Annotated in this window: 12 protein-coding genes; 4 read left to right on the top strand and 8 right to left on the bottom strand. The window is 75.1% G+C overall.

Translation table 11 applies throughout. The annotated features are described in order from the left end of the window. Positions 1–56 precede the first annotated feature (56 nt). The gene (locus ACFC1T_RS26275) at positions 57–560 is read right to left on the bottom strand and encodes a PAS domain-containing protein (protein WP_375892335.1); all 504 of its coding nucleotides are present in this window, start codon (positions 558–560) and stop codon (positions 57–59) included. 287 nt (positions 561–847) lie between these two features. On the opposite strand from ACFC1T_RS26275, the gene ACFC1T_RS26270 reads away from it, so the two are divergent. Beyond that, positions 848–2344, top strand: coding sequence for a HEAT repeat domain-containing protein (locus tag ACFC1T_RS26270; protein ID WP_375892334.1), 1497 nt, complete (start codon positions 848–850; stop codon positions 2342–2344). A gap of 92 nt (positions 2345–2436) precedes the next feature. Here the strand turns inward: ACFC1T_RS26270 and ACFC1T_RS26265 are convergent, their stop codons facing one another. The 3 genes from ACFC1T_RS26265 to ACFC1T_RS26255 all read right to left on the bottom strand — a co-directional run bounded on the left by ACFC1T_RS26265 (position 2437) and on the right by ACFC1T_RS26255 (position 4865). Further along, a complete protein-coding gene (locus ACFC1T_RS26265; protein WP_375892425.1) occupies positions 2437–3279 on the bottom strand; it encodes an undecaprenyl-diphosphate phosphatase in 843 nt (280 codons plus the stop codon). Positions 3280–3539: 260 nt separating this feature from the next. After that, positions 3540–4274 carry a class I SAM-dependent methyltransferase gene (locus ACFC1T_RS26260; protein WP_375892332.1) on the bottom strand — a complete coding sequence of 245 codons (735 nt, stop codon included), beginning with the start codon at positions 4272–4274 and terminating at the stop codon, positions 3540–3542. A 57-nt stretch (positions 4275–4331) separates the two neighbouring features. Continuing rightward, positions 4332–4865 (bottom strand): PadR family transcriptional regulator, encoded by a 534-nt coding sequence (locus ACFC1T_RS26255; RefSeq protein ID WP_375892330.1) that lies wholly within the window; start codon positions 4863–4865, stop codon positions 4332–4334. 144 nt (positions 4866–5009) lie between these two features. Between ACFC1T_RS26255 and ACFC1T_RS26250 the strand changes: the two genes are divergently transcribed. Next, positions 5010–5792 (top strand): alpha/beta fold hydrolase, encoded by a 783-nt coding sequence (locus tag ACFC1T_RS26250; RefSeq protein WP_375892329.1) that lies wholly within the window; start codon positions 5010–5012, stop codon positions 5790–5792. Positions 5793–5823: 31 nt separating this feature from the next. Here ACFC1T_RS26250 and pxpB read toward each other — a convergent pair whose 3' ends face one another. The 4 genes from pxpB to ACFC1T_RS26230 all read right to left on the bottom strand — a co-directional run bounded on the left by pxpB (position 5824) and on the right by ACFC1T_RS26230 (position 9288). Further along, positions 5824–6477: a 5-oxoprolinase subunit PxpB gene (pxpB, locus tag ACFC1T_RS26245; RefSeq protein WP_375892424.1), complete on the bottom strand. Its 654-nt coding sequence runs from the start codon at positions 6475–6477 to the stop codon at positions 5824–5826. Between the two features lie 68 nt (positions 6478–6545). Then, positions 6546–7322: a LamB/YcsF family protein gene (locus tag ACFC1T_RS26240; protein ID WP_375892327.1), complete on the bottom strand. Its 777-nt coding sequence runs from the start codon at positions 7320–7322 to the stop codon at positions 6546–6548. A gap of 143 nt (positions 7323–7465) precedes the next feature. Then, positions 7466–7990, bottom strand: a complete 525-nt coding sequence (locus tag ACFC1T_RS26235) for a hypothetical protein (RefSeq protein WP_375892325.1) — start codon at positions 7988–7990, stop codon at positions 7466–7468. 254 nt (positions 7991–8244) lie between these two features. Then, the gene (locus ACFC1T_RS26230) at positions 8245–9288 is read right to left on the bottom strand and encodes an IPT/TIG domain-containing protein (RefSeq protein ID WP_375892323.1); all 1044 of its coding nucleotides are present in this window, start codon (positions 9286–9288) and stop codon (positions 8245–8247) included. 194 nt (positions 9289–9482) lie between these two features. On the opposite strand from ACFC1T_RS26230, the gene ACFC1T_RS26225 reads away from it, so the two are divergent. Further along, positions 9483–11018, top strand: coding sequence for a hypothetical protein (locus ACFC1T_RS26225; RefSeq protein WP_375892422.1), 1536 nt, complete (start codon positions 9483–9485; stop codon positions 11016–11018). 77 nt (positions 11019–11095) lie between these two features. Continuing rightward, a complete protein-coding gene (locus ACFC1T_RS26220; RefSeq protein ID WP_375892322.1) occupies positions 11096–11971 on the top strand; it encodes a hypothetical protein in 876 nt (291 codons plus the stop codon). Positions 11972–12001 lie beyond the last annotated feature (30 nt).

Here is a 12001-nt window from a genome sequence, read left to right as displayed (position 1 = left end):
GGGCTCGAGCGGGCAGGGCGCGAGCGGGAAAGGCTCGGCCGGGAAGGGCCCGGGGTTCAGGTCGGCGGGGCCGGCCGGAGCAGCATCCGCAGCGCGGTGACGGTGCCGTCGGCGTCGAGCACGGGCTCGCCCGCGCACTCGACTTGGTCGTGCCGTCCGCCGGGGCGCCGGATCCGCAGGGTGCCGGCGGCCGGACGGCCGTGCACCAGGGCGTCGGTCATCATCCGCCGCAGCAGCGGCCGGTCCGCCTCGGGGAGGCGGTCGGGCAGCCGGTCCAGGCTGAGCGGGCCGCGGCCAGGGTCGCAGCCGAGGAGGAGGTAGGTCGCCTGGTCCCAGCGGACTCCGTCGGTCAGCAGGTCCCACTCGGCCGAGCCGACGGGCCGGTCCTCGCCGGTGCCGCCGCCGAGGTGGGGCCCGGACGGCTCCTGCGCCGTGCCGTCCACTCTGCCGTCCGTTCCGCTGTCGGAGCCGTCGTCGGCGTTGCCGTCCGCGCCCGCCCGGGCGCCGTCCACCACCGTGGCGGTGTCCGGCGGGCGGGCGGTGCCTGAGGACATGTTCATGACGGGTCCATCGCTCGGTGTGTCCCCCCGTGTGCGGGGTGTCGTGGTGGTGAGAAGACTGTCGCACAGCGTTCCGGGCGGTGTGGGCGATTTGGATAGAACGCAGGCAAAGTTCCCCTGGCATATGCCACTGTGGCAGCGGCCTTCGTCGCCCTGTGTGCGGAAGGGGGTCCGAGGCGGTAACCTTCGGTGATTCCGGCGCCCGGGCGCCCACCGCAGTACCGACCAGAGACCCCGGCGACGGAAATCCCGTTGCCACTACGACCGCCGCAACGGATGCTGACCTCATGTTCGAGCCAGTGATAGCACCTAGCGCCAGCCTCCTTGGCCTCCTGCAACGAGGCCGTGGTGACGGGCAGCTCCATGCGCTGGCCGCCGACCGTGCCGAGGCCATCGCCGCGCTGGAGGAATGCGTCACCAGGGATCCGCGGGCCGACTGGCAGGTCGAGAGCCGCTCCCTCTACTACGCACGCCTCTACATGGAGCTGGAGGCCTCCCTCGAGGGCATCGAGGACCACCTCCACTCCGCCGAGGACCTCGTCAGCGACGACGAGAGCCGCACCGGCCTCGCCCTCTCCGTCCTGGGCCACCTCGCCGCCTACGGCCGGCGCGACGCGCTGCTGATGCTGCGCGAGTACGCCGCCACGGGCGCCAACTGGGCCTGGGCCCTCGACGAACTCGCCCTGCGCGACGACGACCGGGGCCTGCTGCTGCTCGGGACGGCCGTGCTGGACCGGTTCCCGCCGGGCCCGGAGGGCGACGCCGAGCTGCGCGACTTCATCCGCAACGCCTACGAACCCAGGCCCTGGCGGCTCTGGGCGGCCTACCACCCGAGAGTGGCCGCCGCCGCCGAGCAGTCGCCCTTCGACCTGTGGCAGCGCCAGCTCAACCGCGGTGGCGTCACCCCGGGCTGGTCCACCGCCGACGTCCTGGCCTGGGCCGACCAGGGCCAGCTGGGCGACCTCGGCGCCGGTGCCTTCCTGAGCCGCCCCGAGCCCGTGCGCACCGACGAGGACCGCTCCGGCCCCGACGCGGTGGACCGCCGGGCCGCCGCGGCCGCCCGCTGTCTGACCGCCGTGGTCCGCCCCGAGGACCGTCCGCTCCTGCTGGAGGCCGCCCGGGACGGCCTGCCCGGCGCCCGGCGGGCCGCCCTGCGCTACCTGGTCGACCAGCGCGACCGGGCCGCCCTCGAACTGATCGAGGCCGCCGCAGCTGACGTGGACGACCGGATCGTCCGGGCCGCGTTGGAGCTGCTCGGCCGGATGCGCGGCCCCGAGGTGCTGGCGCAGGCCCGCCGCTGGGCCGACCCGGCCAGCGGGGGCGCCGACAGCGCGCTCGGCGAGACCGCCGTGCGCCTGCTCGCCGACGCGGGCGAGCCGGCCGACGCCCCGCTGGTGGTCGCCGGTCTGCGCCGCTGGATCTCCGTGCACGGGGTCAGCGGTACCGGGCTCGGGTCCCTGGTCGACGGTGCGGGGCGGCTGGCCGCCGCCGACGCCGTCCCGGTCCTGCGCCACGTCTACGGGGAGGCCGCCTCCTCCGAACTGCGCGGCCGTGCCGCCCGGGCGCTCGCCGTGACCGATGTGCGCTTCCCCGACGGGCCCGCCGTCGAGTGCCTCTGGGACTGCGAGGAGTCCACCCGCGAGCTCGCCGCGCGCCATGTCGCCACCACCGGCGACGCGCGCGTGCTGGAGCGATTGCGCAGGCTCGCCGCCGACCCGGCCGAGGAGGCCGAGGTCCACGCCGCCGTCCGCGGCCGGCTGACCGCCCGGGAGCCCGGGCGGTAGGTCCGTCGGTATCGGGTGGGCCGGGGCACCGTGTCGGTGCCCCGGCCCACCGTTTTCCCGGGCCGTTCCGGCGCCACTGGTGGAACCGCGTTCTACTTGACCGATCCCGCGTCCGGCGCCAGCACGCCGCCCGCCACCAGACCGATGATCAGAACGCCGAGCAGCACCCGGTACACCACGAACGGCAGGAAACTGTTGTTCGAGATGTACCTGAGGAACCAGGCGATCGCCGCGTAGCCGACCGCGAAGGCGATCAGGGTGGCCAGGATCGTCGGACCCCAGGCCGGCGCCGGGCCCTCGCCGATCTTGAACAGCTCCAGCGTCCCCGAGGCGAGCACCGCCGGGATCGCGAGCAGGAACGAGTAGCGGGCCGCCGCCTCCCGGCTGTAGCCGAGCAGCAGGCCCGCGCTGATCGTGCCGCCGGAGCGGGAGACCCCGGGGATCAGCGCCAGCGCCTGGGCGAAGCCGTAGGCGGCCGCGTGCGGCAGGGTCAGGTCGGTGATCGGACGGGCGTGGCGGACGGCGCGGGTGCGGTCCGCGAGGGCCAGGACGAGGCCGAACACGATCAGCGTGGTGCCGATGACCCGCAGGTCGCGCAGGTGGGTCTCGATGGAGTCCTGGAACAGCTTGCCGAGGACGCCGATCGGCAGCGTCCCGAGGATCACGAACCAGCCCATCCGGGCGTCCGGATCGGAGCGCAGCGCCGGGCGGAACAGCGACTGCGCCCAGGTGCGGACGATCGAGGCGATGTCCCGGCGGAAGTAGATCAGCACGGCGGCCTCGGTGCCGAGCTGGGTCACGGCGGTGAAGGCGGCGCCCGGGTCGTCCCAGCCCAACAGGGCCGAGAACACCCGCAGGTGGGCGCTGGAGGAGATCGGCAGGAACTCGGTGAGCCCCTGGATCAGGCCGAGAACGGCCCCGTGGAACCAGTCGATCACCGAACACCCGCCGGGGGTATCGGGCGGGCGTGGCGGGGGTGCGGCATGGGCGGGTCCTCGCGGGTCGGAGCGGGCGTGCGGGCGTGCGGACGACCGCGACCCGCGCGACCCGGGGCCGCGCACGGGCCCGGCGCGCGGCCGATGGTACGGGGTGAAGGTAACAGTTCTTTGTTCACCCTTTAATCGGACTTTGCGCACCGGGCTCGCACCGGGCTCGCACCCGGCTCGCACCGGGCTCGCACCCGGCCCGCGCCGGGCTAGCCGGCGGGCCGGGCCCGGACCCAGGTGCGATCGTCCGTCAGGTACGTCTCGATCCGCAGCCCGGCGTCCGCCAGGGCCTCCTCGAAGGCCGCCGTCGAGAGCGGGCGGGACAGGAAGGTCTGGGTCCAGGTGCCGTCCGGGAAGACGTACTCCGTCCGGACCGAATTCACCCCGGCACCGACCGGTGTCGCCGAGAGGATCCTGGCCACCCCGTCCGTCCCGGCGATCCGGCTCTCCCGCGGCACGTTCCGGTGCCAGTCCTCGCCCTCGCGCTGCACCAGGACGCAGCCGTCCCCGGCGACGTGGCGGCGGCAGGTCTCCAACAGGCCCTGGCGGACGGCCGGATCGCCGGCGTGCACCAGGAAGGAGGCGAGCAGCACGACGTCGAAGCGCTCGCCGAGGTTTAACCGCTCGATCGGGCTGCGCACCGTACGGACCTCCGGGCGCACCCGGGCGAGCATCTCGGCGGACTCGTCCACCGCCGTCACGGCGAAGCCGCGCTTGACCAGCGGGTGGGTCATCCGGCCGACGCCGCAGCCGAGTTCGAGGATCCGGGCGCCGGGCGGGGCGGCCGCCTCGATCACGTCCGGGGCGTCGCCCACCGGGAGGCGGGTCCACACCTCCACCGCGCAGCCGTCCGGGGTGATCGCGCCCGCGCCCGTGCCCTCGTAGCCCTCACGCCGCCCGTCGTGCCCGTGCGCGCCGCCGTTCTCGTGCAAGTCGTTGCCCATGGGGGCCATCGGAACACGCGCGGGGCGGGGAGGGAAGGCGCTCCGGGCGGCTTTCGGTCAGCCCGTCAGGAGCTCCAGATCCGCCAAGGTGGCGCGCAGCCAGGCGAGTTCGGCCTCGGTGGTGGCCCGGGCGGTGAGCAGCAGGCCGCGCCGGAAGGGGTCGGCGAACTCCTCGGCGCTGCGCGGGCGCTCGCCCTCGTAGAAGAAGCTGGCCGGCTCGGACAGGAAGGTCAGCCGGCGGCGGAGCACGGCGGCCTGGGCGGCCGGGTCGTCGAGGTGGCGGAGGAAGGAGACCACGGTGGTCCAGCGGTTGCCGTCGCTGATGTCGAGCGGCTCGGGCGCGCGGAGCCGGTCGAGCAGTGCGGTGCGGCCGGCTCCGGTCAGGTGGAGGGTGTGCCGGGGCGCGGCGGCGCTGCCGGGCTCGGTCTCGCGCACCAGCAGGCCGTCGGCCTCCAGTCGCTTGATCGCGGGGTAGAGCGAGCCGTCGCTGATCGGGCGGATGTGACCGGTGAGCGCGGCGAGGTGGCGACGCAGTTCGTAGCCGTGCAGCGGGCGGTCGTACAGGAAGCCGAGGATCGCGAGCTTGAGCATGGGGCCACTCTCCCAGATCGGTGTCTCGGTGCGCGGGTATATCGATACCGGTGTACCTCGACTTCGAGGTATGGTCTGGCCTCGGCAGTCCCGAACCGGAACCGCCGAGCGACCCGACCCGACCCGACCCAGGAGTGTGTGCACGTGCGCGAGGCCCCCGTCACCCCGAACGGCGACCGGATCCGCTGGGTCGAGCTGCCCGGCGCCGAGCCCGCCCGGCTCTACCTGCACGGCCTCGGCGCCAGCTCGCCGGTCCACTTCGCGGCCGCCGCCGCCCACCCGCTGCTCACCGGGCGCCGCGCACTGCTGCTCGACCTGCTCGGCTTCGGGATCAGCGACCGGCCCACCGACTTCGGCTACACCCTGGAGCAGCACGCCGACGCGGTCGCCACGGCCGTCGCGGCGGCCGGGCTCCAGCAGGTCGAGGTGGTCGCCCACAGCATGGGCGGCGCGATCGCGATCGTCCTGGCGCACCGCCACCCCGGGCTGGTCTCCCGGCTGGTCCTGGTGGACGCCAACCTCGACCCGATCGCCCCCGACCCCGAGCGGATCGGCAGCAGCGGCATCGCGGCCCGCACCGAGGCCGAGTTCCTGGCCGGCGGCCGGGCGGAGGTCGCCGAACGGGTCGGCCCGTCCTGGTGGTCCACCATGCGGCTGGCCGGTCCCGAGGCCCTCCACCGCAGCGCCGTGCACCTCGCCCGGGGCAGCGAGCCGACCATGCGCGCCCTGCTGCTCGGACTCGACCTCCCGCGCACCTTCCTCCACCCGGAGGCGGACGCCCCCGCGGACGCCGACGGCCTGCGCGCGGCCGGGGTCCGGGTGGTGGCGGTGCCGGACTGCGGGCACACCATCATGCTCGACAACCCGGACGGCTTCGCGGCGGCGGCCGCCACCGCGCTCGGGGAACCGGCGCAGACGGCCGACTAGGCCCTGTCCGGCAAGGTCGGCCGGACAGGGCCTAGGTCGGACGGGACGGCCGGAGAGGTCCCGGACGGTGGTCGGCGGCCCGTACCGCCGTGAACCGGACCCGTACCCCCGGCGCCAGCAGGGCCGCCGGCTCCCGGGCCGGGTCCCAGAGCGCCAGCGCCGTCCGCCCGATCAGCTGCCAGCCGCCGGGGGACGGGCTCGGATAGACGCCGGTGTACGTCCCGGCCAGGGCCACCGAGCCGGTCGGGACGGCGCTGCGCGGGGTGGCCCGGCGCGGCACCCCGTACCGCGGCGGCAGTCCGGTGAGGTAGCCGAAGCCGGGGGCGAAGCCGCAGAAGGCGACCACGTACTCGGGCTCGGTGTGGATCCGTACGGCCGCCTCGGCGGAGACGCCCCAGCGGGCCGCGACCTCCGCGAGGTCGGCGCCGTCGTACACGGTCGGGATCTCCACCAGCGGCCCGCCCGCGGTCGTGGCCGCCGTCGGGCGGGCGGTGCGCAGCAGCGCCGCCAGCGCGGTGACGTCCGCGACCTCGTCCAGCAGGACGGTGCGGGCGGCGGGCACGATCTCGCCGACCTCGCCGAGCTCCCCGCCGGTCTGCCGGTCGCGCAGCCAGCCGTACAGCGCGGCGACCTCGGCCGTCCCCGGGAGCTCGACCAGTAGCGCCCGCTCGCCGACCCGCCGCACCGCCGGGCCCGCGCCGAGCGGATCCCCGCCGAGCCGTTCCCCGCCGGGCCGCTCCCCGGCGCCGCCCGTCACGCGAACGCCTCGACCCGCACCCCGGCCGAGGCGAGCGCCCCACGGATCCGCCAGGCGAGCTGGGCGGCGCCGGGGGTGTCGCCGTGGACGCACAGCGAGCGGGCCTCGACGGCGATCCGGTCGCCGCCGACGGCCTCCACCGCGCGGTCCCGGGCGATCCCGACGGCCCGGGTGATGACCGTTTCGGGGTCGTGCACCACCGCGTCGGGCTCGCGGCGCGGTACGAGGGTGCCGGCCCAGGTGTAGGCGCGGTCGGCGAAGGCCTCGGCGACCACCGGCAGTCCGACCCCCTCGGCGACGGCGAGCAGCCGGGAGCCGGGCAGTCCGAGGACGGGCAGCGGCCCGTCGCAGACCGCGCCGGCCCGCAGCACCCCGGCCACCACGGCCTCGGCCTGCTCGGAGTCGGAGACCACCCGGTTGTAGAGCGCGCCGTGCGGTTTGACGTAGGAGACCCGGGAGCCGGCGGCCCGGGCGAAGACCTGGAGGGCGCCGATCTGGTAGGCGATCTCGTCGGCGAGTTCCTCCGGTGGGACGTCCATGGCGCGGCGGCCGAAGCCCGCGAGGTCGCGGTAGGAGACCTGGGCGCCGATCCGGACGCCGCGTTCGGCGGCCAGCGCGCAGACCCGGCGCATCGTGGACGGGTCCCCGGCGTGGAAGCCGCAGGCGACGTTGGCGCTGGTCACCACGGAGAGCAGGGCCTCGTCGTCGGTCAGGGTCCAGCGTCCGAACCCCTCGCCGAGGTCCGCATTGAGATCGATCACCGCATCGGCCACGCCCGTCCGCCTCCCAGCAGCTGTTGAGCCAGATGGTAGGGCCTGGCGGTGAAGCCCGTTGCCCGTCACCCGGACGGCTGACGGGCCCACCGGCGCGCAGCCTGCACGCACGCGCCCCGGGGCGGCACCCCGGGGCGGTCGGCTCAGTTCGCGGCAAGGCGTTCCTGGAAGGAACGTTCCAGCGGGCGCAGGGCGCGGAGCACGATCAGCAGCGGAACGACACCGAAGACGCCGAACGACATGTCGATGAATCGCCACGCCAGCGGGATGCCGCGCAGCGGTCCGCAGATCAGCGCCAGCGGGATCACCGCGCCGCAGGCGAGCACCGCCCAGCGGATCACCCAGATGTTGCGGACCGGGTCCTTGAGCGGCCCCCAGAAGGCGGCGCCGATCACCAGGTGGGCGAAGGCCAGCCAGTCGCTGCCGTACGCCAGGAAGGGGTAGCTCCGGTTGGTCTCGACGAGGCCGGTGTGCACCCGCTCGAACCAGGCCGCGGCGCCCGGGAAGCGGTCGGCCAGCGGGGCGGCCGGGCCGGAGGCGAGGTCGACCAGCCAGCCGGTCTCGGTCTCCAGCGGGAAGGCGGTCAGGCCGCTCAGCACCAGGCAGACCAGGAAGAACCCGAGCCAGCGCCGGACCCGCCGCAGGATGACCGCAGGATCGCCGTCCATCACGCACACCTCCCGCGCGCGCCGGGCGCGCGCCCATGCCGGTTGTGCAGACGGGCCTTGTCCCGTCTGCGTACGGCCGACTCTAGACCCGGGATTTGAACGTGTTCAACGCGGCCCCCGGGAAGCCGGCGACCCTCGGGCGGCCGCCCCCTCGCGGCCCCCTCGCGGCCCCCTCGCGACCCCCTCGCGACCGCCCCCGGACGCACCGGTGCCCGGGCGCCGAAGCGGCACCCGGGCACCGGGAGGGGGAGCGGCTACGCCGTGTACGTGAACGTCACCGGCGCGCTGGTGCCGCCCGCCGTGGTGAGCACCACGTCCACCGGCCCGGCCGCGGTGCCCGCCGGGGAGGTCGCCGAGCAGAAGGACGGCCCGCAGGAGACGTGCGCGGCCGGCACCCCGCCGAAGGTGATCGAGCCGTAGGTCAGGTTGGTGCCCTGGAGGTACACCTGGGTCCCGCCGGCCACCGGCCCGCTCTTGGTGGTCAGGTTGCTCACCACCGGCGCGGGCGGCGCCGCCGGTGCGGCGCCGGTGTAGTCGAAGGCGACCGGGGAGGCGGCCGTGCCGCCGGGGGTCACCACGCTGACCGGGGCGCTGCCCGATCCGCCGGGGGTGGTCACCGTGCAGGCGGTGTCGGTGCAGGTGCCCGGCGCGGGCACGCCGCCGACCAGCACCATGCCGTTGGACAGGTTGCTGCCGTTGACGGTCACCGCGGTGCCGCCGGTGCCCGGGCCGGTGGTGGTGCCGAGGCCGCTGACGGCCGGGGCGGCCTGGACGGTGGCCGGCAGGTAGCCGCGGCTGCCGAGGTCGTACCGGGAGACGTGCCCGGTCGGGTCGGTGTCGTTGGGGTTGGCGGCCGTGACCGTGATCACGCCGGCGATCGGCACGCCCGGGGTGGTGCGCAGGTTGAGCTTCATGAACTCGCTCTTCCCGACCACCCGGGTGCCGGTGAGCACGGCCTCCAGGTGGCGGCCGTCGGGGGAGAGGGTCTCGGTGAAGGTGTAGTCGTACGGCGTGGAGTAGAACATCGCGCCGTCGGTGGTGACGCCCGGCGGCAGGTCGACGGTGAAGTGGGTCGGCCCGGTCAGGTCGGCGGTGCCGGCGGAGGTCCAGCTCGCCGACATGTTGCCGGAGGTGAAGATGCCGCCGGGGTAGTTCCCGCTCTGCGACACGGTCACGTGCTGGGCGGAGGTCGACGCGGAGGATGCCCCGGGGGCCGCCGCGGCGACGGCGGCACCGGTGCTGAGGACGGTCACGGACAGCGCGGCGGCGAGGCCGGCTTTCGCCAGTCGGGTGATCATGGGTCGATCATCACCGAACCATCGCGCTGACCTCACGGTTTTCTCGCATGACCGTTCGAGAATGGCGGAATCCCGTCGAAACCCCGTTCCGTTTCGGCCCCGGGGACCGCCGCCCAGCTGCCGCTCCGCCCGTCCACAAGGTCCGTTTCGGTCGATGTCGGTGCGAACCTCTAATCTTGTCCACCGTGACCGTCATCGCTGACCCGCCCACCGAGCCCGGCCTCCGCCCGGCCGCCGGCGCCGCCGTGCCCGCACCGCGGCCCGCGCCCGGCCCCGCCGCCGACGAGGGCCTGGCCCGCCGGCTCAAGGCGCTGGCCTGCACCGCCCCGCTGCACGACCTGGACAACCGCAAGGTCAACCTGGCCGGCGAGTACGGCGGCTACGCGATGGCCGAGGTCGGCCTCGCCGCGATCGACCTGGTCACCCTGCACATGGACTTCGACACCGGGGCCGACCGCGAGATAGTGCTCGCCCGGATGCTGCCCCGGGTTGCCGCCCAGGCCCCGCGCCGGCCCGCCCCCGAGCACGAGCGGGTCGCCCGCTGGGTGCTGGAGTCGCTGATCAACGTCGGCAGCGTGGACCGCGGCTTCCGCGCCGTCTACGGCACCTTCGGCGCCGACGGCGAGTACGTCCGCCGGGACTACGACTTCAAGCTGATCGAGGAGGTCCCCGGCCCCGACGGCGGTGTCTACCTGCGCACCACCGACGAGGCGGTCAACGTCCTGGTCGGCGCGCTCGACACCGACGTCACCTCGGCCCAGATCGCCGCCGAGGTCAAGCTGGAGGTGCTGATCCGCCGCGGCCGCCTGGCCGACGCCCAGCTCGCCGCCGAACAGGCCCGCTACCGCACCGTCCAGTACGCCGAGACGCTGCGCCGCGCCCTCGACGCCACCCGCCGCAACGTCCGCGCGGTCGACTGGATGCAGGCCGTCCCCGACCTCATCGACGAGGCGCTGGACCACATCGCCGACCGCTACCGGCACGAGAACGCGATTCTCACCAACATCCGCAAGGCCCGCGACGAGGCCGAGGACCAGGAGCACAAGCGCCGCGCCGCCGAACTGGTCGACATCGTCAAGGACTGCATCCGCCGCCACACCCAGCTCCAGACCCGGCTGCTGGAGGCCGGGCCGCTGTTCCGCGCCGAGCAGGACCGGCAGGCCTTCGCCGCCCCCGGCGCCCGCAGCGGCATCGACCTGTACGGCCAGCTGCTGGCCCCCGTGCTGCGGCTCCCGGTGGAGCAGGCCGTCCGGCCCACCGGCGCCTTCTTCGCCCGCGGCGCCGGCCTGCGCACCCCCGTCTCGGTCCGGGTCGCCGACCTGGTCGACCTGCTGCTCACCCCGCCGGTCGAGCGCGAGCACCTCGGCGCCGAACTGCCCGACCCGGACCTCGTCGCCACCCCGGACGACAGCCGCTTCTCCGAGGCCCAGCTGGAAGCCGCCCAGGTCCTGCTCGACCTGCCCCCGGACGCCCCCCGCCGGCTCTCCGGCCTGCTCGCCGACGCCCGCAGGCAGGACCCGGAACTCCCGTACCTGGTCGCCCTGCTGGCCGTGCACGCGGCCAGCCCGCCGGTCGGCACCGCCTACCGCCAGGGCGAGGAGCGGCTGCTGTTCGCCGTGGACGACGGCACCCCGCTGCGCGACCGGGAGTTCGGCGGCGCCGACCTGATCGTCGGCAGCGCCCTGCTCGACGCGGTCGGCATGGCCGCCGACCGCAAGGACGCCGGCTGACCGGCCCGGCCGCGACACCCACAGGCACCCACGTTGACGAACCACCACCACCGCGCCACCCCCGAGGAGCACCGCCCGTGACGACCCACCACGACACGTCCTGGGCGGCCGAGACCGAACCCGCGGCCCCCGCGCCGATCACCCCGGCCGACGTCGCCGACGCCGCCCGGCTGGTCTCCTTCGGCCTCCAGGCCAAGCTGCTCCCCGCCCGCGACGCCGAGTACGCCGAACTCGTCCGCCGCCACCGCGAGGACCCGCCGTTCGCCCGCCTCGCCGACGCCGTCGCCACCGGCATGGGCCTGGTGGTCCTGGAGGTCTCGCCGCGGGCCGGCATGGCCGTCGCCGCCGCCGAGGAGTCGCTGTTCGCCGTCCGGATGGGCGACTACTCGCGCCGCGCCGCCTCCGAGTCCACCGACCGCTTCCTGCACGGACTGGCCCACCTTGCCGTCGCCGCGATGGCCTTCCCCCGCCCCGAGGACCTCGCCGACGACGGCTACCTCGGCCGGATCACCGTCAACGGCGTCGACTCCTTCGTCCGCCAGGCCTGCCGCCGCCTGGAGGAGCAGGCCGACGCCGAGGGCGCCAACACCGACCCGGCCAGCGACGCCCCCGGGCTGGAGGCCGCCTGGCGGGTCTGGGCCCGGCGCACCGCCACCGGCGCCACCAAGGACGCCCGCCGGCTCTCCGGCTCCACCATCGGCATCGTGGCCAAGGCGGTGATGTTCCTGGTCGACTCCGGCTTCCTGCAGAAGGTCTCCGACGACTCCGGCGGCACCTACCGCACCACCGCCCGCTACCAGCTCCAGGTCCGCGACCTGGCCGGCGGCGCCGCGATGGCCGAACTGCTCGACCTCGGCATCGTCCCGGTCTCCGACGGCACCGCCAGCCTGCTGCCGCCGGACACCGGCGACGAGCTGGTCGCCGACGCCGGCCTGCCGTTCCACTCGCTCTGATCGCTCTGACAACCCCATAAGACGCACGGA

The organism is Kitasatospora sp. NPDC056076, assembly GCF_042266305.1.
Classification (GTDB): domain Bacteria; phylum Actinomycetota; class Actinomycetes; order Streptomycetales; family Streptomycetaceae; genus Kitasatospora.
Note: the sequence above shows the minus strand (reverse complement) of the source record. Positions and strands in the feature narration are given on the sequence as shown.

Bases quoted from the DNA above. Each gene is read 5' to 3' on its own strand.
- ACFC1T_RS26275 (WP_375892335.1), bottom strand. From the start codon at position 560: ATGAACATGTCCTCAGGCACCGCCCGCCCGCCGGACACCGCCACGGTG.
- ACFC1T_RS26270 (WP_375892334.1), top strand. From the start codon at position 848: ATGTTCGAGCCAGTGATAGCACCTAGCGCCAGCCTCCTTGGCCTCCTG.
- ACFC1T_RS26260 (WP_375892332.1), bottom strand. From the start codon at position 4,274: ATGGGCAACGACTTGCACGAGAACGGCGGCGCGCACGGGCACGACGGG.
- ACFC1T_RS26255 (WP_375892330.1), bottom strand. From the start codon at position 4,865: ATGCTCAAGCTCGCGATCCTCGGCTTCCTGTACGACCGCCCGCTGCAC.
- ACFC1T_RS26235 (WP_375892325.1), bottom strand. From the start codon at position 7,990: ATGGACGGCGATCCTGCGGTCATCCTGCGGCGGGTCCGGCGCTGGCTC.
- ACFC1T_RS26230 (WP_375892323.1), bottom strand. From the start codon at position 9,288: ATGATCACCCGACTGGCGAAAGCCGGCCTCGCCGCCGCGCTGTCCGTG.